Source organism: Ensifer sp. Root423, assembly GCF_001426275.1.
Lineage (GTDB): Bacteria > Pseudomonadota > Alphaproteobacteria > Rhizobiales > Rhizobiaceae > Ensifer > Ensifer adhaerens.
The window spans coordinates 652,544-672,242 of sequence record NZ_LMEG01000001.1; the positions used below are offsets into that span (position 1 = coordinate 652,544).

Annotated in this window: 23 protein-coding genes; 11 read left to right on the forward strand and 12 right to left on the reverse strand. The window is 62.3% G+C overall.

Features of this window, described 5'->3' with window-relative positions:
• Positions 1-5 precede the first annotated feature (5 nt).
• The 6 genes from ASD01_RS03260 to ASD01_RS03285 all read left to right on the forward strand — a co-directional run bounded on the left by ASD01_RS03260 (position 6) and on the right by ASD01_RS03285 (position 5,823).
• Positions 6-695, forward strand: coding sequence for a D-lyxose/D-mannose family sugar isomerase (locus ASD01_RS03260; RefSeq protein ID WP_034788426.1), 690 nt, complete (start codon positions 6-8; stop codon positions 693-695).
• Between the two features lie 69 nt (positions 696-764).
• The gene (locus ASD01_RS03265; protein ID WP_034788429.1) at positions 765-1,526 is read left to right on the forward strand and encodes a sugar phosphate isomerase/epimerase family protein; all 762 of its coding nucleotides are present in this window, start codon (positions 765-767) and stop codon (positions 1,524-1,526) included.
• Positions 1,527-1,541: 15 nt separating this feature from the next.
• Positions 1,542-2,720, forward strand: a complete 1,179-nt coding sequence (locus ASD01_RS03270) for a Gfo/Idh/MocA family protein (protein ID WP_051659132.1) — start codon at positions 1,542-1,544, stop codon at positions 2,718-2,720.
• A 129-nt stretch (positions 2,721-2,849) separates the two neighbouring features.
• Entirely contained in the window at positions 2,850-3,878 is a 1,029-nt protein-coding gene (gene mgrA, locus ASD01_RS03275; RefSeq protein WP_034788432.1) for an L-glyceraldehyde 3-phosphate reductase, read from the forward strand.
• Between the two features lie 275 nt (positions 3,879-4,153).
• A complete protein-coding gene (locus ASD01_RS03280) occupies positions 4,154-5,260 on the forward strand; it encodes a TRAP transporter substrate-binding protein (RefSeq protein WP_034788435.1) in 1,107 nt (368 codons plus the stop codon).
• A 149-nt stretch (positions 5,261-5,409) separates the two neighbouring features.
• A complete protein-coding gene (locus ASD01_RS03285) occupies positions 5,410-5,823 on the forward strand; it encodes a cupin domain-containing protein (protein WP_034788438.1) in 414 nt (137 codons plus the stop codon).
• A gap of 85 nt (positions 5,824-5,908) precedes the next feature.
• Here the strand turns inward: ASD01_RS03285 and ASD01_RS03290 are convergent, their stop codons facing one another.
• Together ASD01_RS03290 and ASD01_RS03295 are read right to left on the reverse strand one after the other, a co-directional pair.
• Entirely contained in the window at positions 5,909-7,729 is a 1,821-nt protein-coding gene (locus ASD01_RS03290; RefSeq protein WP_034788443.1) for a TRAP transporter large permease, read from the reverse strand.
• The gene (locus ASD01_RS03295) at positions 7,726-8,301 is read right to left on the reverse strand and encodes a TRAP transporter small permease subunit (RefSeq protein WP_034788445.1); all 576 of its coding nucleotides are present in this window, start codon (positions 8,299-8,301) and stop codon (positions 7,726-7,728) included. Before ASD01_RS03295 ends, ASD01_RS03290 begins: the two co-directional genes overlap by 4 nt.
• 354 nt (positions 8,302-8,655) lie before the next feature.
• Between ASD01_RS03295 and ASD01_RS03300 the strand changes: the two genes are divergently transcribed.
• Complete coding sequence (locus ASD01_RS03300) at positions 8,656-10,275, forward strand: glycoside hydrolase family 43 protein (protein WP_458574486.1); 1,620 nt, start codon at positions 8,656-8,658, stop codon at positions 10,273-10,275.
• 124 nt (positions 10,276-10,399) lie between these two features.
• Positions 10,400-10,801 (forward strand): RcnB family protein, encoded by a 402-nt coding sequence (locus ASD01_RS03305; RefSeq protein WP_034788451.1) that lies wholly within the window; start codon positions 10,400-10,402, stop codon positions 10,799-10,801.
• Positions 10,802-10,836: 35 nt separating this feature from the next.
• Here the strand turns inward: ASD01_RS03305 and ASD01_RS03310 are convergent, their stop codons facing one another.
• The 3 genes from ASD01_RS03310 to znuA all read right to left on the reverse strand — a co-directional run bounded on the left by ASD01_RS03310 (position 10,837) and on the right by znuA (position 13,570).
• Positions 10,837-11,004 (reverse strand): hypothetical protein, encoded by a 168-nt coding sequence (locus ASD01_RS03310; RefSeq protein ID WP_156552963.1) that lies wholly within the window; start codon positions 11,002-11,004, stop codon positions 10,837-10,839.
• 44 nt (positions 11,005-11,048) lie between these two features.
• Positions 11,049-12,251, reverse strand: coding sequence for a GTP-binding protein (locus ASD01_RS03315; protein WP_034788454.1), 1,203 nt, complete (start codon positions 12,249-12,251; stop codon positions 11,049-11,051).
• 317 nt (positions 12,252-12,568) lie between these two features.
• A complete protein-coding gene (znuA, locus tag ASD01_RS03320; RefSeq protein ID WP_034788457.1) occupies positions 12,569-13,570 on the reverse strand; it encodes a zinc ABC transporter substrate-binding protein ZnuA in 1,002 nt (333 codons plus the stop codon).
• Positions 13,571-13,753: 183 nt separating this feature from the next.
• Here znuA and ASD01_RS03325 point away from each other — a divergent pair, with 183 nt between their 5' ends.
• From ASD01_RS03325 to ASD01_RS03335, 3 genes are read left to right on the forward strand one after another with little or no spacing between them, the layout of a single operon-like run.
• Positions 13,754-14,659, forward strand: a complete 906-nt coding sequence (locus ASD01_RS03325; RefSeq protein WP_034788461.1) for an ATP-binding cassette domain-containing protein — start codon at positions 13,754-13,756, stop codon at positions 14,657-14,659.
• Positions 14,652-15,482 carry a zinc ABC transporter permease subunit ZnuB gene (gene znuB, locus ASD01_RS03330; RefSeq protein ID WP_034788464.1) on the forward strand — a complete coding sequence of 277 codons (831 nt, stop codon included), beginning with the start codon at positions 14,652-14,654 and terminating at the stop codon, positions 15,480-15,482. The genes ASD01_RS03325 and znuB overlap by 8 nt, the downstream gene beginning before the upstream one ends.
• On the forward strand, positions 15,482-15,877 hold the full coding sequence (locus tag ASD01_RS03335; RefSeq protein WP_034788467.1) for a Fur family transcriptional regulator: 396 nt from the start codon (positions 15,482-15,484) through the stop codon (positions 15,875-15,877). The genes znuB and ASD01_RS03335 overlap by 1 nt, the downstream gene beginning before the upstream one ends.
• Positions 15,878-15,927: 50 nt before the next feature.
• Here the strand turns inward: ASD01_RS03335 and ASD01_RS03340 are convergent, their stop codons facing one another.
• From ASD01_RS03340 to ASD01_RS37180, 7 genes are all read right to left on the reverse strand, one after another.
• On the reverse strand, positions 15,928-16,458 hold the full coding sequence (locus ASD01_RS03340; RefSeq protein WP_034788469.1) for a gamma carbonic anhydrase family protein: 531 nt from the start codon (positions 16,456-16,458) through the stop codon (positions 15,928-15,930).
• Between the two features lie 75 nt (positions 16,459-16,533).
• The gene (locus ASD01_RS03345) at positions 16,534-17,220 is read right to left on the reverse strand and encodes a fumarylacetoacetate hydrolase family protein (protein ID WP_034788473.1); all 687 of its coding nucleotides are present in this window, start codon (positions 17,218-17,220) and stop codon (positions 16,534-16,536) included.
• Positions 17,221-17,474: 254 nt separating this feature from the next.
• Entirely contained in the window at positions 17,475-17,681 is a 207-nt protein-coding gene (locus ASD01_RS03350; RefSeq protein WP_034788476.1) for a hypothetical protein, read from the reverse strand.
• 327 nt (positions 17,682-18,008) lie between these two features.
• Positions 18,009-18,245, reverse strand: coding sequence for a DUF982 domain-containing protein (locus ASD01_RS03355; RefSeq protein ID WP_082566472.1), 237 nt, complete (start codon positions 18,243-18,245; stop codon positions 18,009-18,011).
• Between the two features lie 193 nt (positions 18,246-18,438).
• Positions 18,439-18,675 carry a hypothetical protein gene (locus ASD01_RS03360; protein WP_234798742.1) on the reverse strand — a complete coding sequence of 79 codons (237 nt, stop codon included), beginning with the start codon at positions 18,673-18,675 and terminating at the stop codon, positions 18,439-18,441.
• Positions 18,676-18,785: 110 nt separating this feature from the next.
• Positions 18,786-19,178, reverse strand: a complete 393-nt coding sequence (locus tag ASD01_RS03365; RefSeq protein WP_034788482.1) for a hypothetical protein — start codon at positions 19,176-19,178, stop codon at positions 18,786-18,788.
• Positions 19,179-19,365: 187 nt separating this feature from the next.
• Positions 19,366-19,488 carry a hypothetical protein gene (locus ASD01_RS37180; RefSeq protein ID WP_256385285.1) on the reverse strand — a complete coding sequence of 41 codons (123 nt, stop codon included), beginning with the start codon at positions 19,486-19,488 and terminating at the stop codon, positions 19,366-19,368.
• Positions 19,489-19,699 lie beyond the last annotated feature (211 nt).

Here is a 19,699-nt window from a genome sequence, read left to right on the forward strand (position 1 = left end):
CCGCCATGAAACGCAGCCACGTCAACGACATCATCGCCGAGAGCGATGCCTTCATGAAGAGCTTCGGCTTCACCCTGCCACCCTTTGCCTACTGGTCGCCGGAGCAACTGAAGGCGCGCGTCGCTTCCGACAGTCCGACGATCTTTGATGCCCGGCTCGGCTGGGACATTACCGACTATGGCAAGGGCCGCTTCGAGGAGTTCGGGCTGGTGCTCTTCACGCTGCGCAACGGCAATGCCGCCAATCTGAAGACCGGGCAGGGCATGGTTTACGCCGAGAAGCTGATGATCACCGCCAAGGACCAGGTCAACCCGCTGCACCGTCACGCGGTCAAGACCGAGGACATCATCAACCGTGGCGGCGGTTCGCTGGTGCTGCAGATGTACAATTCCAAACCGGACGGCTCGGTTGACGAGGAGAGCGACGTCGTTGTCGCGACCGATGCACGGCTGCGCACGCTGAAAGCTGGCGACCTGCTGAAGCTCAAGGCCGGTGAAAGCGTCACGCTTCTCCCTGGCAACTGGCACGCCTTCTGGGCCGAGGGCGCCGACGTGCTGATGGGCGAAGTATCGACCGTCAACGACGATCTCACCGACAACTATTTCCGCGAGCCGGTCGGTCGCTTCTCGGCGATCGAGGAGGACGCAGGCCCCGCCCACCTCTTGGTGTCGGACTACGATACCTGGCTCAGGTGATACCGAGACCCCAACAACCCCAAGATCCCACTATCCCAAGACCCCCAGGACGAAATCGAGGAGGATTTCATGAAGGACGTCAGTTTCCAGCTTTATAGCGCTCGCAATTTCCCGCCTTTCGCCAATGTGCTGAAAGCACTCGGCGACGCCGGCTACAGCCAGGTCGAAGGTTACGGCGCGCTTTACGCAGCGCTCAGCGACGCCGAGATCGCCAGCTTCAAGGAAGGTCTCGACGACAATGGCCTCGCCATGCCGACCGCGCACTTTGGCCTGGACATGCTCGAAAGCGATCCGGCCCGCGTGCTCGAAATCGCCAAGGCGCTCGGCATCAAGGCGATCTATTGCCCCTACCTGATGCCCGACCAGCGCCCGACCGATGCCGCCGGCTGGCGCGCCTTCGGCGAGCGGCTGCAGAAGGCCGGCAAGCCCTATCGTGATGCCGGGCTGATCTTCGGCTGGCACAACCACGACTTCGAGTTCGCGGCCCTTCCGGATGGCAGTATTCCGCAGGACCTGATCTTTGCGGGCGGACCGGATCTCTCCTGGGAGGCCGATATCGCCTGGATCATCCGCGGCGGCGCCGATCCGATCGCCTGGATCAAGAAGTATGGCGACCGCATCACCGCCGTGCATGTGAAGGACATCGCGCCGACAGGCGAGAAGAAGGACGAGGACGGCTGGGCCGATGTCGGCGAGGGCACGGTCGACTGGAAAGGCCTGTTTGCGGCACTTTCCGGCACGAAGGCCCGCTACTTCATCGCCGAGCACGACAACCCGAGTGATTTCAAGCGCTTCGCCAAGCGTTCGCTCGCCTCCATCCAATCCTATTGAGAAGCAGGTTTATCCATGACCAAGGAACTTGGCGTCGGCATCATCGGATGCGGCAACATCTCCACCACCTACTTCAAGCTTGCCCCGCTTTTCCGGGGCATCAAGGTTGTCGCCTGCGCCGACATCAACCCGGCGGCAGCCGAGGCGCGGGCGGCCGAATACGGCGTTAAAGCTGAGAGCATCGAGGCGCTGCTCGCCAATCCCGATGTCGACATCGTCGTCAACCTGACCATTCCGGACGCGCACTATCCGGTCTCCAAGGCAATCCTCGAAGCCGGCAAACACGTCTATTCGGAAAAGCCGCTGGTGCTCTCCCTGGAGCAGGGCGAGGAGTTGAGGGCGATCGCCAAGGCGAAGGGCCTTTCCGTCGGCTGCGCGCCGGACACCTTCCTCGGCGGCGCGCATCAGCTTGCCCGTAGCTATGTTGACGCGGGCAAGATCGGCCGGGTGACCTCGGGCACCTGCCACGTCATGAACCCGGGCATGGAGATGTGGCATCCGAACCCGGACTTCTTCTTCCTGCCCGGCGGCGGCCCGATCCTCGATCTCGGTCCCTACTACATCGCCAACCTGATCAACCTGATCGGTCCGGTGAAGCGCGTGGCGGCGCTCGCCACCATGGCCAACCCGACCCGCACGATCACCAGCGAACCGCGCAAGGGCGAGGTGATCCCGGTCAGGACGCCCACCAACATCCACGCGCTGCTCGAATTTGAGAACGGCGCGACGATCACGCTGTCGGCCAGCTGGGATGTCTGGTCGCACCGCCATGCCAACATGGAGCTTTACGGCACCGAAGGCTCGCTCTACGTGCCCGACCCGAACTTCTTCGGCGGCACGGTGGAAGCAAGCGGCCGCGACAAGAAAATCGAGCCGCTGGAGCCCTGGGATCATCCTTTCGGTGTTGCCAACCAGGAGCATCCGCAGGGGCCGATGGCGAATTACCGCACCGCCGGCCTTGCCGACATGGCGCTCGCCATCCTCGAAGGCCGCGATGCCCGCTGCTCGCTCGACCGCGCGCTGCACGGCGTCGACGTCATGGTGTCGATCCTGAAATCTGGCGAGGAGGGACGTTTCGTCGAACTCTCCACCACCTGCACCCAGCCGGCCGCCCTCGGCATCGAGGAAGCTCGGGCACTCTTGCGCGAGACCGAAGAAGAAATGTCGGGAAATCGCGTCGCTGCCGCTTCATAGCGACACCGGAGAGGTTTAGACCTTTGTGAACTGAGGTTTCCGTAGCGGCCAACCGCTACGGAAACCGTTTCATTTTTGAGGGTGGCGGACGAGTTCGCCATCCGGAGATCGATCGCGGAGGATTGTGCGATGACCTGGCTACCGGCGGAAAACCGCTACGACACCATGAAATATAACCGTCTCGGCCGTTCCGGCCTGAAGCTGCCGGCGATCTCGCTGGGGCTTTGGCACAATTTCGGTGGCGACACACCGCATGACCGCAAGGTCGACATGTGCCGCACGGCGTTCGATCTGGGCATCACCCATTTCGACCTCGCCAACAATTACGGCCCGCCTCCGGGCTCGGCCGAGACTGCCTTCGGCGAAATCATGCGCACGGACTTCGCGCACTTGCGCGACGAACTGATCATCTCGTCCAAGGCTGGCTACGACATGTGGGCCGGCCCTTACGGCGAATGGGGCAGCCGCAAATACATGATCGCATCCTGCGACCAGAGCCTGAAGCGCATGGGCCTCGACTATGTCGACATCTTCTATTCGCACCGTTTCGACCCTGAGACGCCGCTCGAAGAAACCTGCGGTGCGCTCGACCATATCGTGCGTTCGGGCCGGGCGCTCTATGTGGGGATTTCCTCCTACAACTCGCAGCGCACCCGCGAAGCCGCCGCGATCCTTAAGGATCTCGGCACGCCTTGCCTCATCCACCAGCCGAGCTACTCCATGCTCAACCGCTGGATCGAGGACGATGGGCTGATCCATACGCTCGAAGATCTCGGCATCGGCTCGATCGTTTTCTCGCCGCTCGCCCAGGGCATGCTGACGACGAAGTATCTTGGCGGCATCCCGTCTGATAGCCGCGCGGCGCAGAACCACTTCCTGAAGAAGGACTTCATCCGCCCCGAGATCATCGACAACATCCGCAAGCTGAACGGTATCGCCGAAAAGCGCGGCCAGACGCTGGCGCAGATGGCGCTTGCCTGGGTGCTGCGCAACGGCCGGATCACCTCGGCACTGATCGGCGCCAGCCGCTCCGAGCAGATCGTCGATTGCGTCAAGGCGCTCGAAAACGACACGTTCACGGCCGACGAACTGGCCGAGATCGATCTCTATGCGCGCGAGGCGGACATCAACCTCTGGGCCAAGTCGGCCGAGCTCTGATTTCGACCGAAAATATTGATTTGCCTGCATTTTAGGCAAAGGACATCGCTTTCCGGCGTATTAGACAAAAGTCGAATAAACGCCGGAAAGCGGCTTCTGGACATGGTCCGGTGTTTCTGTAAGGTGCGACAATGCCTGCCGGTTGCGCTGCTGATCTCAGTCGCTTTCGGCGGGTAACGAGGAGGAGAGCCACCGTTTGTCCGGGAAGGGGCAGGGTGGATTGATGGGTAGAGGCGCGCTGCGCCCGCCCTTTGGCGAGAACTAGGGGAGGAACCATGGATCGCCGTTCATTCATTAAAAACGCAAGCCTCGGCGGCTTGGCGGCCGCAGGTGCAGCCGCGCTTGCGACACCGGCCATCGCGCAGGCAAACCCGAAGGTGAACTGGCGCCTGGCGTCGTCGTTCCCGAAGTCGCTCGACACGATCTATGGCGGCGGCGAAGTGCTGTCGAAATACGTCTCGGAGGCAACCGACGGTGCTTTCCAGATCCAGGTCTTCGCTGCCGGCGAAATCGTTCCAGGCCTGCAGGCCGCTGACGCGGCTGCTGCCGGTACGGTCGAAGCCTGCCACACGGTCGCATACTATTACTGGGGCAAGGACCCAACCTGGGCGCTCGGTGCAGCCGTTCCCTTCGCGCTCAACGCGCGCGGGATGAACGCCTGGCACTACCATGGCGGCGGTATCGACCTCTTCAACGAGTTCCTCGGCACGCAAGGCCTCGTCGGCTTCCCGGGCGGCAACACCGGTGTGCAGATGGGCGGCTGGTTTCGCAAGGAAATCAAGACGGTTGCCGACATGCAGGGCCTGAAGATGCGCATCGGTGGTTTCGCCGGCAAGGTCGTCGAGAAGCTCGGCGTCGTGCCGCAGCAGATCGCCGGCGGCGACATCTACCCGGCGCTGGAAAAGGGCACCATCGACGCTGCCGAATGGGTCGGCCCCTATGACGACGAGAAGCTTGGCTTCTACAAGGTTGCGCCCTACTACTACTATCCCGGCTGGTGGGAAGGTGGTCCGACGGTCCACGCCATGTTCAACAAGGCGGCCTTCGAAGGCTTGCCGAAGAACTACCAGTCGCTGCTGCGCACCGCCTGCCACGCCACTGACGCGAACATGCTGCAGAAGTACGATTACCTGAACCCCTCGGCGATCAAGCGCCTGGTGGCTTCGGGTGCCAAGCTCAGCCCGTTCAGCGCCGAAATCCTGTCAGCCTGCTTCGACAAGGCCAACGAGGTCTACGCGGAGATGGAAGCCTCGAACCCGACCTTCAAGAAGATCTGGGACTCGATCAAGGCTTTCCGCGGCGAGTACTACCTCAACGCCCAGATCGCCGAATACAATTACGACACCTTCATGATGATCCAGCAGCGCGGCGGCAAGCTCTAAGCTTTTCCCTCATTGCCGATTGAAACGAGCCGTTCGCGATATCCGTTGCGGGCGGCTTTTTCGTTGCCGCGCGCACGGCGTATTGCTGCGCGCCGTACTGAACGCATTTCGTGGTAGGGTTGCTGCCTCAACAGGACGGAGGAAGAACTATGCCAAGCGAAGGCCAATCGGTCGTGCTCGGTCCCGACGAGGGCCGCCGCTACGACATGGGCGCCATCCAGGCCGTCTTCAAAGCCGATGGCGCTGAAACCGCTGGTCGATTTTCGGTCTCGGAATGGTGGCTCGAGGCCAGGCACGAGGGACCGGGCGCCCACAAGCACGACGACAACGACGAGATCTTCTACGTGATCGAGGGCACGGCGAGCGTGCTCGTCGGCGACATCTGGCACCAGAAGCCGAAGGGCTCGCTGTTCGTCATCCCGCGCGGGACGATGCATGACTTCAAGAACGAGAGCGAAGCGCGCATCGGGCTGCTCAACGTTTATGTCGGCGGTCCATTCGAGGAGGCGATGCCGATGATCGTCGACTGGTACCGCGACAATCCGGCCAAGCGGCTGGATTGAACGAGTTCGGTCGTCGTCTCAGCGATTGTAGAAATGGAAAGGGCGGCTTATCGGCCGCCCTTTGCTTTTCTGTCTGCCAGCGGTCCTACTTGAACGACGGCGGCTGGCTGAGGTCGTTTGAGGGGGCCGGCTGTGGCTGGGCACCCGGGCTGCCAAACGACGGAGGCTGGCTGAGGTCGTTCGACGGAGCGGTCTGCGGCTGGGCGCCACCCTGATCGGCCGGCTTTTGGTCGAGCGGGCTACCACCTGGAAGCTGCAGGCCGCCGGGCAGGCCGAGACCGCCACCGCCGGCGCCGAAGCCGGGCACCTCGATCTTGATGGTGTTCGGATCGACGCCCGTTCCGGTTCCCTTGTAGTGCATGACCATCTGCGGGAACATGATCGTCAGGCCCACCATCACGATCTGGATACCGACGAAGGGTACGGCACCCCAGTAGATCTGGCCGGTCGTAACGGGCTGGATCGACTTGCCGGTGATCTTGTCGAGATAGGGCACCTTGGCCGCGACCGAGCGCAGGTAAAAGAGCGCGAAGCCGAAGGGCGGGTGCATGAAGCTCGTCTGCATGTTGATGCCGAGGAGCACGCCGAACCAGATGAGGTCGATGCCAAGCTTGTCGGCAGCGGGCGCAAGCAGCGGCACGATGATGAAGGCGAGCTCGAAGAAATCGAGGAAGAACGCCAGGAAGAAGACGAGCAGGTTGACGGCAATCAGGAAACCGGTCTCGCCGCCCGGCATCGCCGTCAGCAGGTGCTCGACCCAGATATGGCCGTTGACGCCGTAGAAGGTGAGCGAGAAGACGCGCGCACCGATCAGGATGAACAGCACAAAGGCGGAAAGCCTTGTCGTTGCCGTCAGTGCGCCGCGCACGACGTCCAGATTGAGACGACCCTTGGCGGCCGCCATGATCAGCGCGCCGACTGCACCCATGGCGCCGCCTTCGGTCGGCGTTGCGATGCCGAGGAAGATGGTGCCGAGGACGAGGAAGATCAGCGCCAGCGGCGGGATCAGCACGATGATGACCTGCTGGGCAAGCCTCGACATCGCATTGATCTTCAGGCCGCGGTCGAGCAGGGCGACGATATAGATGAAGGCAACGCCCACTGTGCCGCCGAGGATGTCGGCGTTCTCGCCCTGGGTCGGGTAGAGATAGACGTGGGCGGCATAGGCAATGCCGGCTGCGACCGCGAGCGCGATGAACAGCGAGGTAACGCCGGAGCCCAGCGTGCGGGCTTCCAGCGGCAGGGCCGGCATGGAGTCACGCTTCAGGATCGTCATGATCAGGATGTAGACCATGTACAGTCCGGTCAGCACCAGGCCCGGGATCAGCGCGCCGGCATACATGTCGCCGACCGAACGGCCGAGCTGGTCGGCAAGAACGATGAGCACGAGTGACGGCGGGATGATCTGGGCGAGCGTGCCGGAAGCCGCGATGACGCCCGAGGCGACTTTCCGGTCATAGCCGTAGCGCAACATGATCGGCAGCGAGATCAGGCCCATGGCGATGACCGAGGCGGCAACGACGCCTGTCGTGGCTGCAAGCAGCGCGCCGACGAAGATGACCGCATAGGCAAGACCGCCGCGGATCGGGCCGAAGAGCTGGCCGATCGTGTCGAGCAGGTCTTCCGCCATGCCCGATTTCTCGAGCACAATCCCCATGAAGGTAAAGAAGGGGATGGCAAGCAATGTGTCGTTCGACATCACCCCCCAGAACCGGTCAGGCAGCGCGTTGAGCAGGGGCCAGGAGAGGTTGATCGAATCCGACAGCGGCGCAAGTTCGACGCCGATGATGAAGAACAGCAGGCCGTTGGCGGCGAGCGAGAAGGCGACCGGGTATCCCAAAAGCAGGAACACGATCAGTGACGCGAACATGATCGGCGCCAGGTTTTCAGCAATGAATTCGATCATGGACGGGTCTCCGGAGACACGACATCGTCAAGCGGCGCATGGGTCGGCACATAGGGTGTCGGGTCTTCCATGTTTCCGGTCATGATCGCGATTTTCTTGATGATCTCCGACACGCCCTGGAAGGCCAGCAGCAGGAAGCCGAAGAGCAGGATGGCCTTGGCCGGCCAGATGATCAGGCCGCCGGCGGATGATGAGACCTCGCCCGAGACGTAGGACATCTTCACATAGGGGAAGAGGTAATAGAGCACGAGCAGCACGAAGGGCATCAGGAAGAGGAGGTGCCCAAGAAGGTCGATCCAATGCTGCACGCGGCGCGAGAACTGACCGTAGACCACGTCGATGCGGATGTGCTCGTTCTGGCTCAGGGTATAGGCGGCCGCAAACATGAACGCGGCGCCGAATAGATACCATTGCGCCTCGAGCCAGGCATTCGACGACATGTTGAAGATCTTGCGGATCACTGCGTTGCCGGCGCTGACGAGAACAGCGGCCAGGATCAGCCATGAAACGCTCTTTCCGATAAATTCCGTGATCGTGTCTATAAGTCGGCTAAAGCCGAGCAAAGCTCTCATCGATTTCCTCCCCGCGATGGCTTTTATGGTTCTTGTGCCAAGCATAGCCAGAGTGCCGATTTCAAGCGCACGTTCAAGTCTGAGGTGCGATTTTCCCGTGTAGTTCGGCCGCCTCCGACTAAAGTAGAATAGGGTGATCCAGCGCTTTGCCCATTGTTTGTGCAATCCGGTTGCAGACGGCGAGGCACGGCGATCGTCAGCCGCCTTAAGGTGCACATCGCCAAGCGAATCGATGCGGAAAGCCGGGCACAGGCGATACGACGCGCGAATTACTGCAACGTTGCAGGCTTGAATTTGTATGATTTTTGAGGTCGGATGGCGCCGCCAAGGGAGGACGCCTGAACCATGACTGCCATGATCCGAAACCCCATTCTGCCGGGCTTCAACCCGGACCCTTCGATCTGCCGTGTCGGAGACGACTACTACATCGCGACCTCCACCTTCGAATGGTACCCGGGTGTGCAGATCCACCATTCGCGGGATCTGGTGAACTGGCGACTCGTCCGCCGGCCGCTGGAGCGGGCAAGCCAGCTCGACATGCGCGGCAACCCGGATAGCTGCGGCGTATGGGCGCCGTGTCTTTCCTATGACGATGGTCTGTTCTGGCTGGTGTACACCGACGTCAAGCGCTTCGACGGCAACTTCAAGGACGCGCACAACTACATCGTCACGGCTGAGGCGATCGAGGCGACCTGGTCGGATCCGGTCTACGTCAATTCCTCCGGCTTCGACCCGTCGCTCTTCCATGATGACGACGGCCGCAAGTGGTTCCTCAATATGCAGTGGAACCACCGCACCGAAAGCTTCGGCGGCTCGCCGAAACATCCGGCCTTTGACGGCATCCTGCTGCAGGAATGGGACGAACGGACACGCAGGCTCGTCGGCCCCGTGAAGAACATCTTTGCCGGCTCACCACTCGGCCTCGTCGAGGGGCCGCATCTGTTCAAGCGAAACGGCTGGTATTATCTGACGACGGCGGAAGGCGGAACCGGCTACGACCACGCCGTCACCATGGCCCGCTCACGCGCGATCTACGGCCCCTATGAGATGCATCCGGATATCTATCTGATCACGTCGAAGGACCACCCCGAAGCGCCGTTGCAGCGCGCGGGCCACGGCCAATATGTCGAGACGCCAGATGGGCAGGCCTATCATACGCATCTGACCGGCCGACCGCTGCCTCCCGGACGCCGCTGTACGCTCGGTCGCGAGACGGCCCTGCAAAAATGTGTCTGGCGCGATGATGGCTGGCTCTATCTCGAAAACGGCGGCCCGGTGCCGGAGGTGCTCGTGCCGGCGCCGGGACCGGCGGGGCAGGTGGCGACACCGGTGGTTACGGAAACGCATTTCGACGGCCAGGCATTGCCCGTCGAGTTCCAATGGCTGCGTACGCCGGAACCGGAGCGGATCTTCTCGCTCGAATGGCGGCCGGGCCACCTCAGGCTGTTCGGCAGAGAGAGCATCGGCAGCTGGTTCGAGCAGGCGCTGGTCGCGCGGCGGCAGGAGCATCATTCCTTCCGCGCCGAGACGACGGTCGATTTCACGGCCGTAACCTACCAACAGGTTGCAGGTGTGACGCATTACTACAATCGCCACAAGTTCCATGCGCTCGGCATCACCTGGCACGAAACGTTGGGCCGGGCGCTGACGATCCTCTCATGCCCCGGCGATTTTCCGCACGGCCGGCTGCAGTTCCCCGTCGGCAGCGGCATCGCCATTCCCGATGGTCCGATCGACCTTGCCATGGACGTTCGCGACAATGACCTGCAGCTCTTCTGGCGGGCGAACGCAGCGGTGGATTGGCAGCCGATCGGCCCGGTTCTCGATGCGGGCGTGGTCTCCGACGAGGGCGGCCGCGGCGAGCATGGATCCTTCACCGGGGCCTTCGCCGGCATGTTCGCCTTCGACACCTCAGGCGCGGGCAAGGCTGCCGATTTCGACCGCTTCCGCTACGTCAGCCTTGCGGCAAGTTGATCCGTAAACATTAGAATTATGGAATAAGTGATGGATATCATTACGCATTTGTAATGTAGAGTTTCATATTCGGTTCAGGAAGCGGGGTCTAATTTTCGGGTGCAGACAAAGAAAGGACACCCGAATGAAACGTCTCCTGATCGCGCTCGTCGCCAGCTCCGTTCTGATTACGCCGGTCGCAGCCCTTGCCCAGCCGGCAGGATCCTTCGAGGTGGCGCAGAACTATGATCGTTCGCGTCGACCCGTCGATCGCGATTACGATCGTCACATGGACCGCCGCGTGGATCGTCACGTCGACAAGCACGTCACGATCGAAAAGCGGGTGATCGTCAAGAAGAAGGAGCGCTGGGCGCGCGGCCATCGCCTGTCGCCGGCCGAGCGCCGCCACATGGCGCAGGTGCGCGACTACCGTTACTACAAGCTTCGCCAGCCGCCGCGCGGCCAGCAATGGGTACGGTCCGGCAACGACTTCCTGCTGATCAGCCTTGCCACCGGCGTCATTGTCGGCCTGGCGGCAGCACGCTGATAAGGCACTCTGGGTTCAGCGAAGGGGCGGCGTTTTCACGCCGCCCCTTCGCCTTTTCGGTAACCGGCGCATGGGTTTTGCCGGTCGCCAAAAAGCAGGAGTTCGATAGCGCCTGCCGCTTCCGGCGCGTCCTCATCTGCGGGTTCATCTCCCAGAAACGGATCGAACATCGGCACCGGCCGCCCGGCGGCGTTGAGCGCCATGCAGGTGAAGCGTGGTCGGCGCGGTGCGCGCGCGGGGTCTGCCATCAGGCGGCCCGTGGCGACCAGCTGGCGAAGGGGTCGGCAAGATCGCGCCAACGTTCCGGACGAAAGCGCTCGTCGGCGATCAGGCAGGCATCGAGTTCGGCACGAAGCTCCGCCTCGTCCATCGGGTCGGCGCCGATGAAGACGATCTCCTGGCGACGATCACCCCAGACCGGGTCCAGGTAGGGACCGACCGCCTTCAGGAAACCTGGTTCGCGCGGCCATTGCTCCTGAGGCACGGCCGACCACCACAGCCCCATCTTGCCGGTCCGCACAAGCGGGCCGGCCTGGCTGATCTCGCCGACATAATGCGGTCGGGTGGCGAGCCAGAAGAAGCCCTTGGCGCGAAGCACGCCCGGCCAGGAACGGTTGAGGAAGGCCTGGAAGCGCATGGGATCGAGCGGACGTCGAGCGCGATAGACGAAGGAGCGGATGCCGTATTCCTCGGTCTCCGGGATATGATCCTTGAAGCCGTGCAGTTCCTTGTACCAGAGCGGATGTTCTTCGGCCTTGGCGAGATCGAAGCGGCCGGTTCCAAGCACCTCGCGCAGGTTCACCTTGCCGAAATCGGTCTCGATCAGCCGCGCATCGGGATTGAGCCCGACGATGATCTTGCGCGCGGCATCCACCTGCTCGGGCGTCGCAGTGCCGACCTTGTTCAAGACCACCACGTCGGCGAACTCGATCTGCTCGACCAGGAGGTCGACGAGGGTGCGTGTATCGCCTTCGCCCGCCGTTTCGCCACGGTCGGCGAGGAAATCGAGCGAGGAATAGTCGGCCAGCAGGTTCGCGGCATCGACCACCGTCACCATCGTGTCGAGCCGCGCGACATCGGCCAGGCTTTCACCGTCCTCGTCGCGAAAATCGAAGGTGGTGGCGACGGGCAGGGGCTCGGAAATGCCGCTCGATTCGATCAGCAGATAGTCGAAGCGGTTCTGTTCGGCGAGGTTGCGGACTTCCTTCAGGAGATCGTCGCGCAGCGTGCAACAGATGCAGCCATTGGTCATTTCCACCAGTTGCTCTTCCGTGCGCGACAGACCGGCACCGCCATCACGCACCAGTGCCGCATCGATGTTGACCTCACTCATGTCGTTGACGATGACGGCGACGCGCAGCCCGTCGCGGTTCGAAAGCACGTGGTTGAGCAGTGTCGTCTTGCCGGCGCCAAGAAAGCCGGAGAGAACGGTGACAGGGAGCTTTTCCATCGATTGGTTCCTGTATGTTATATCGTTACGAATAATGCCGGAAAGAAAGGCGAGCGCGATTGCTCGCCTGATACGAGTGCGAAGTTTGGCACCGGACCTCTGGGCTGAACCCAACTTGCCGGCAGGTCGTCGTTCCAATCTCTCGGTCGCCTGTGGCTAGTCTTTCCGTCAATCCCCCTTGACCCGAGGTTCCAGCAGGCGGCCCGGTTCCGCACCATCTCGCCGAGGATGGCCATTCCCGAGAATGATAGAGAGGGGCGGGCGCCCGTATAGCCGAGCCAGGCGAGCGCCCACCGATACCGCCTTGGGAGGACGGGTCAGCTTGCCGAGGCGAGGCAGGTCTTCAGCGAGGTGCCGATCCCTTCCATCATCTGGAAATAGAGATCCGGGCCGGCCTCCAGCGTGCCGGCTTCCGGGTCCAGCGTACCGGATTTCGCCGGCGTTCCCTCGATCACCACATTGATCAGCTTCGGCTCGAACTGCGGCTCGGCAAAGACGCAGGTGGCACCGAGTTCCTTGATCTTGGCATGGATCTGCGACACCCGATCCGCGCCAGGCAGGACCTCAGGGCTGACGGTGATCGAGCCGGCGACGCGAACCTTATAGCGGTGCTCGAAATACTGGTAGGCGTCGTGGAAGACGACGAAGGGCTTGTCCTTCACCGGTGCCACGGTTTCCGTGAGCTTGGCGTCAAGCGCATCCAGGCGCTTGTTCAGGGCGTCCAGATTGGCCTTGTAGGCGCCCGCATTGGCAGGATCGGCCTCAGTGAGCGTCTTTTCGATCTCGGCGGCCATCGCCTTGGCATTCATGGGATCGAGCCACATGTGCAGATCGGCATCGCCGTGGCCGTGATCGTGGTCATGGCCGTGATCGTGCCCCGCTTCGCCCTCGGCATGCTTGTGGCCTTCCTCGCTCTGGCCTTCTTCACTGTGGCCTTCGTCGCCGTGGTCATGCGCCTCGAATGCACCGCCTTCGCGGAATTTCAGCTTCTCGATGCCGGGCGCTTCGCTGAGCTCCACCACCTTTGCGCCGCTGCTCAAGGCGTCGAGCGGCTTGTCGAGGAAGGCTTCGAGGCCGGGACCGACCCAGAAGACCACCTTTGCCGCCTGCAGGGCCGAGGCGTTCGAAGGCTTCATGTTGTAGGTGTGCGGCGAGGCGGCGCCCTCGACGATTAGCGACGGCTCGCCCACACCCTGCATGATCGAGGCGACAAGGGAGTGGATCGGCTTGATCGAAACCACCACATTGGGACTGTCCGCTGCGGCGGGTGCCGCAAGAAGCATGGTAGAGGCAAAGAGCAGGGCGGATGTCGATTTCATCGGGTTCTCCGGGCTTGATTGGCGTGCCTGCCACATCGGCCAAGCGCGCTTCGGGCATGCAAAACTGTTACTCCAACGGGCCGTTGCCGGCCTTGAAGTCGTCATGTAATGTTATTACATCAATTGCGTTATGCTATAACGTGTGCGATAGCCAGTGGCAACCATGCAATCCGGAATTTTTTCATGCTGAATTTCCGTTCCCCAGAAGCGCTGCCACTGGTCAATCTCAGCAATGCCGGCGTGCGCCGCAACGGTCGCTGGCTGGTGCGTGGCGTCGAATTCTCGATCAGCCCGGGCGAGATCGTCACGCTGATCGGCCCGAACGGCTCGGGCAAATCGACGACCGCGAAGACGGCGATCGGAGTGCTGAAACCGGACGAGGGCTATGTCGAGCGCAAGCCGGGCCTGAAAGTAGGCTACGTGCCGCAGAAGCTTGCCGTCGACTGGACGCTGCCTTTGACGGTCGAGCGACTGATGACGCTGACCGGCCCCTTGAAGGGGCGGGAGATCGAGGAGGCGCTGTCGGCGACCGGCGTGCTGCATCTGGCGAAATCCGAGGTGCAGCATCTCTCCGGCGGCGAGTTCCAGCGCGCGCTGCTCGCCCGCGCGATTGCCCGCAAGCCGGACCTGCTGGTGCTCGACGAGCCGGTGCAGGGCGTCGATTTCAGCGGCGAGATTGCGCTCTACGAACTGATCAAGCAGATCCGCAACCGCACAGGCTGCGGCATTCTCCTGATCTCGCACGACCTACATATCGTCATGGCCGAGACCGATACGGTCGTTTGTCTCAACGGCCATGTCTGCTGCCGCGGCACGCCGCAGGCGGTCAGCCAGAGCCCGGAATACCAGAAGCTTTTCGGCAGGCGGGCCGCCAATACGCTTGCGGTCTACAGTCACCACCACGACCACACCCATTTGCCCGACGGCCGGGTGCTGCATGCGGACGGTTCGATCACCGAACATTGCTACCCCGGTGACGGCCATCACCACGACGACGAGGAAAACGTGCACGATCACGGCGAGGATTGCGGCTGCGGCCATCATTCGCGACTGCACGGCTATGACGTGAAGGAGAAGCGCGATGCTTGACGATTTCTTCGTGCGCGCGCTGATCGCCGGCATCGGCATTGCCGTCATGGCCGGGCCGCTCGGCTGCTTCGTCATCTGGCGGCGCATGGCCTATTTCGGCGACACCATGGCCCATTCGGCGCTGCTCGGCGTGGCGCTGTCGCTGCTGCTCGAGCTCAACCTGATGCTCAGCGTCTTCATCGTCGCGGCCGTGGTCTCGGTACTGCTTCTCTTCCTGCAGCGGCGCGGGGCGCTGTCGACGGATGCGCTGCTCGGCATCCTCTCCCATTCAGCACTTTCCTTCGGCCTCGTCATCGTTGCCTTCATGACCTGGGTGCGCATCGATCTCGTCGGCTTCCTCTTCGGCGACATTCTGGCGGTCTCCGAGTCCGACATCGACATCATCTGGGGTGGCGGCATCCTCGTCATATTCGCGATTGTCTATCTCTGGCGGCCGCTCTTGGCCTCCACCGTCAATCCGGAACTGGCGGAAGCCGAGGGGCTGAAGCCCGAACGCACGCGGCTCTTTTTCATGCTCTTGATGGCGCTGGTGATTGCGATCGCCATGAAGATCGTCGGCATTCTGCTCATCACCTCGCTGCTGATCATCCCGGCGGCAACGGCACGGCGCTTCTCGACCTCGCCGGAAGTGATGGCGGTACTCGCATCGGTCATCGGCGCGCTCGCCGTCACCGGCGGACTTTTCGGCTCGCTTCACTGGGATACCCCGTCGGGACCGTCTATCGTTGTTGCCGCGGTTGGGCTTTTCGTTCTGAGTCTGCTACCGATCGGCCGCCGCCCGCTCGAGGCGGCGCATCATTCCACGCCTGGAGGGCACCACTAATGGCTACGCCGCAACTGACCAAGAACCAGACGTTGGTGATGGATGCGCTCAGCCACTCCGAAGGGCCGATGAGCGCCTACACCATTCTCGACAAGCTGCGCGATCACGGCTTCCGCGCCCCGCTGCAGGTTTACCGCGCACTCGACAAACTGCTCGAATATGGCCTCGTGCATCGGCTGGAAAGCCTGAATGCCTTCGTCGCCTGTTCTTGCCCGCATGACCACGAACACGATCACGGCGTCACCGCCTTCACCATCTGCGAAGGCTGTGGCCAGGTGACCGAGTTTCATGACGAGGCGATCGAGCAGCGGCTTTCGACGCTGACGCGGGCGCAGAACTTCAAGACCGAGAAGACGACGATCGAGATCCGCGGCCATTGCCAGAGCTGCGCATAAGGGCAACTCCTTCAGGGCCCGTGGAAAGCTTACCTTGAGGTGTTTGGCGCTCAGTCCAGCCGGGTGAGGTCGGCGGCGTAACGCCGCCAGTTCTTGACGTAATGCGCTGCCGAGCGTTTCAAGCCTTCGACCGCCGCATCATCCAGCGTGCGGATCGCCTTGGCCGGCGCGCCGACGATCAACGAATTATCCGGAAATTCCTTGCCTTCGGTGACGAGCGCATTGGCGCCGACCAGGCAGTTGCGGCCGATCTTGGCGCCGTTAAGCACGGTCGCGCCCATGCCGATCAGCGAGTTTTCGCCGATGGTGCAGCCATGGATGATGGCGCCGTGCCCGATGGTGCAGCCTTCGCCGATCGTCACCGGGAAACCGGGATCGACATGGATGACGACGTTTTCCTGGATGTTGGTGCGCGCCCCGAGCCGGATGGGCTCGTTGTCGCCGCGCAGGGTTACGCCGAACCAGATGCCGACCTCTTCGCCGATCTCGATCTGGCCGATGACATTGGCGTCCGGGGCCACCCAATAGCTGCCCTTCGGCGGCGTCTGTGGGCGAAGTGATCCAAGGGCGTAAAGCGGCATCCATTCTGTCCTTTCGCAACATGGCCGATCGGGGCCGGTCGGCAGGCGGCGGGCCGCCTGCCGGAAGTGAGCAGGTTAGACGACGCTGACGGCGAGCGCCGCAACCCCATCGACGCCGCAGGTGACCTCGTCACCGCGCGCGACCGGTCCGACGCCCGAGGGCGTGCCGGTCATGATGACGTCGCCGGGGGCCAGCGTGAAGAGTTTGGAGAGTTCGGCGATGATCTCCGGCACTTTCCAGATCATCTGGTCGAGATCGCCCTGCTGGCGGAGTTCGCCGTTGACCTTCAGCCAGATATTGCCGTTGAGCGGATGGCCGATCGTTTCGGCAGATGCGATCGCCGAGAGCGGGGCGGAATGCTCGAACGCCTTGGCTGCAGCCCAGGGCTTGCCAGCCTTCTTCGCCTCCGCCTGCAGGTCGCGGCGGGTGAAATCGATGCCGACGGCATAGCCGTAGACGCAATCGAGCGCGTCCTCGACGGCGATGTTGCTGCCGCCACGCTTCAGCGCGACGACCAGTTCGACCTCGTGATGAACGTCGTTGGTCAAGGGCGGGTAGGGGAAGGCGCTACCGGCTGCAAGCAGGTTGTCCGGGTTCTTCTGGAAGAAGAACGGCGGCTCGCGGTCCGGGTCGTGGCCCATTTCGATCGCGTGGGCGGCATAGTTGCGGCCGACGCAATAGACCCGGCGAACCGGAAAGCCGACGAGGCTGCCGGAAATCGGCAGCAGCACGGGAAGCGGTGGGGGGATGATTGTTTCCATGATCGTCCGGTCTTGGGCGTCCGCCTGTCGCAACCGACAGGAAGAGCACCGCGCGTTTGTTGGGCGTTCGCCGTTGGCCGATTTCGGTTGAGGCGAGGCAAGAGAGAATCCGGACGTTACTGCATAAATCCGCGAATCGGAATCGATCCGCAGAAAAATTAAGAACAAGGATTGGGGACGAAGATTTTGATTAAGGCGCGCCCACCAGGGCGCGCGCGATCACGGCATCCGAAAGGATGCCATCATCGGCAAAGTCAGGCGCAATGAGCGTAGGCCTGAAGCTGGTCTCGGGTCAGGAACCGACCGTCCGAACGCGAGTTGAGTTCAGGATGGCTGTATTCGAGGCTGGGGACCTGGGGAAGCTCAAGGGCCTGGCGCACGGTCATGATGCCGAGATCACGACGGCCACCTTCACGCTTCACGGTGACTTCAACGATGCGATAGAGATTGCTCTCGCTCATATGTTCTCTCCCGTATATCGTTTTTCTTGAATTCCCTTAATGGGACTAAGGCGCTCCGAAATTGGTTTTTGTGAGGCACCTCAGAATATAGTAGAAAGAAATGAATGCTTCACGACAGAAATCGGGCCATTTCTGGAAAAATCACCCGAGATTGGGCAGTAATGTGCTGAAATGATGCGTTTGCTGGGCGAATGCCCGGAGCCTGAATAATCGTCCGCGGCCGTCAAAGGCCGAAGCTTTCAATCAAAAAAGTCATCGTGTCGCTTGCCCGATGGCAAACGCTCGCCGCCTTCCAGCGGCACCTTTCGTTCAGCGCCGGTAGGCGGGTTAGTGCGTAGGCAACTCGGCTTCTTCGGCGGCCGAGATGAACAGCGATCGGGCCTCTTCTGCGGTGCGACGGCCGTCGATGGCGGCGCGGCAGGCACTGCGGGCGGCCACATAGAATGGTCCGCGGCGAGGCCAATGGTCTGCAAGGCAGGCGAGGGCGTCTGAGGGGCCTTTGACGGTGCGGCAATCGCCGCTAACGAAGTCGAGTTCGATCGGCTGTTTCCAGACTAATTGCATGCGTCTCCTCCTCGAGATCATCTCAATGAACATCGGCATTTGCGACCGCCGGCCTCTGGCTCCTCTCGAGAAGGTCGGCAGTCGATCTTGCTAATGTAGCGCAGGAGTTCGCTTTTGTAAGCAGCTTTTCGGTTATGGCAGGACAGGCTGCCGCCGGCGGCCGCTCCGCCTGGCGCGAGTGCCGCGATTGGCGTTATCTGGGGATGCCACGCTGCAAGCTTTCGGCGAAGGCGCGACCGGCAATAAGCAGGCGTCCTTCGCTGGTATTGCCTGCGAGATAGTCGTCGATCAGCATCCTGGCATGCCGCCGCGCAGGCTCACCGTCTCGCGCCCAGCCCTGTTCGATGCAAAGCGCGTCAAAGACGCGCTGCAACCGCTCCATGTCGGCCTTCGACAGCGCCAGGCATTGTGTCGCTCGCAATGGGGCCACCCGTCCCTCCCACAAGGCCGCATTCCCGCGCGCACTATGGCAGAAGGCCGGCGAATTGAACCCCTCGGGAATGAGGGGTTATACGGGCACGCCCGTTGCCGTCGGGATTGTCAGGCCGCCGGGACGACGCGGTCCACCTTGGTTCGGCGACCGCCTTCCTCGATCCGGTAATAGTCGGAGCCGATCTGCGCATACTGGTCGCAGCGCCGGCCGCCATCCTCGAAGGTGATGCAGACCTCGTCGCCGGTGATCGTGTAGCTGCCGCCATCGCGCACCTCGTAGTCGCGATAGCCGTAGCGGCCGTCGGGGAAGAAGGTGGAGTTGACGCCGTTGAGATTGTACCGCAGCGTCTTGCCGACGAGGAAGGCCTGGAGCGCATCGCCCGAAAGCGTCGGAACGGCCGGGGCGGTCGGCCGGGGCTTCGCGATTTCAGGCGCCTCCAACTCCATCGATTGGCACCCGGCCAAGAGAAGCGTGAGAAGTGCCGCGATCGCGCGTTTCATGCCGTCTGTCCTTATTCCTGTGACCGGTAACGATACAGGAACGCTGCCCTAGTCCTGTCCGCGGTCGCCGTCAACCCCGTGCTGTGCGTAGCGGCGGGGCTGAGGCGAGCTGATCATCTGCCTTCTTTCCGTTGGCAATTGCGAGTTTCGTCCTTTGTGAAACGAAGGCGCAAAAAGCGCCTGTCGCTCAAAAAAGGCTCGTGCCAACCGCGGCAGCGACCGTGGCCGCCAGCGCCAGCAGCAGAAATGCGGCGCCGATGACGGTCGCTATTGTCCGTCGGCGCCGTTCGCCGCTCCAATCGTAGCTCATGTTTCGCTCCGATGACGATCCAGTCGAGGCGGCAAGATGTGCGATTCTTCTTAACAAAGTGGAAACCATGCCCGGCGCGGAGCCGCCGTCGGCAGGAGGCTATCGGCGGAGGCCGTGTTGCCGGCACCTTGTTGGTTGCCCCGTTAGTGCCGTATCGCGAGGAGTTCAGGGGAGTTGTTGTAACGCAGGCGCTTGTCGCTACAGCGCTGAT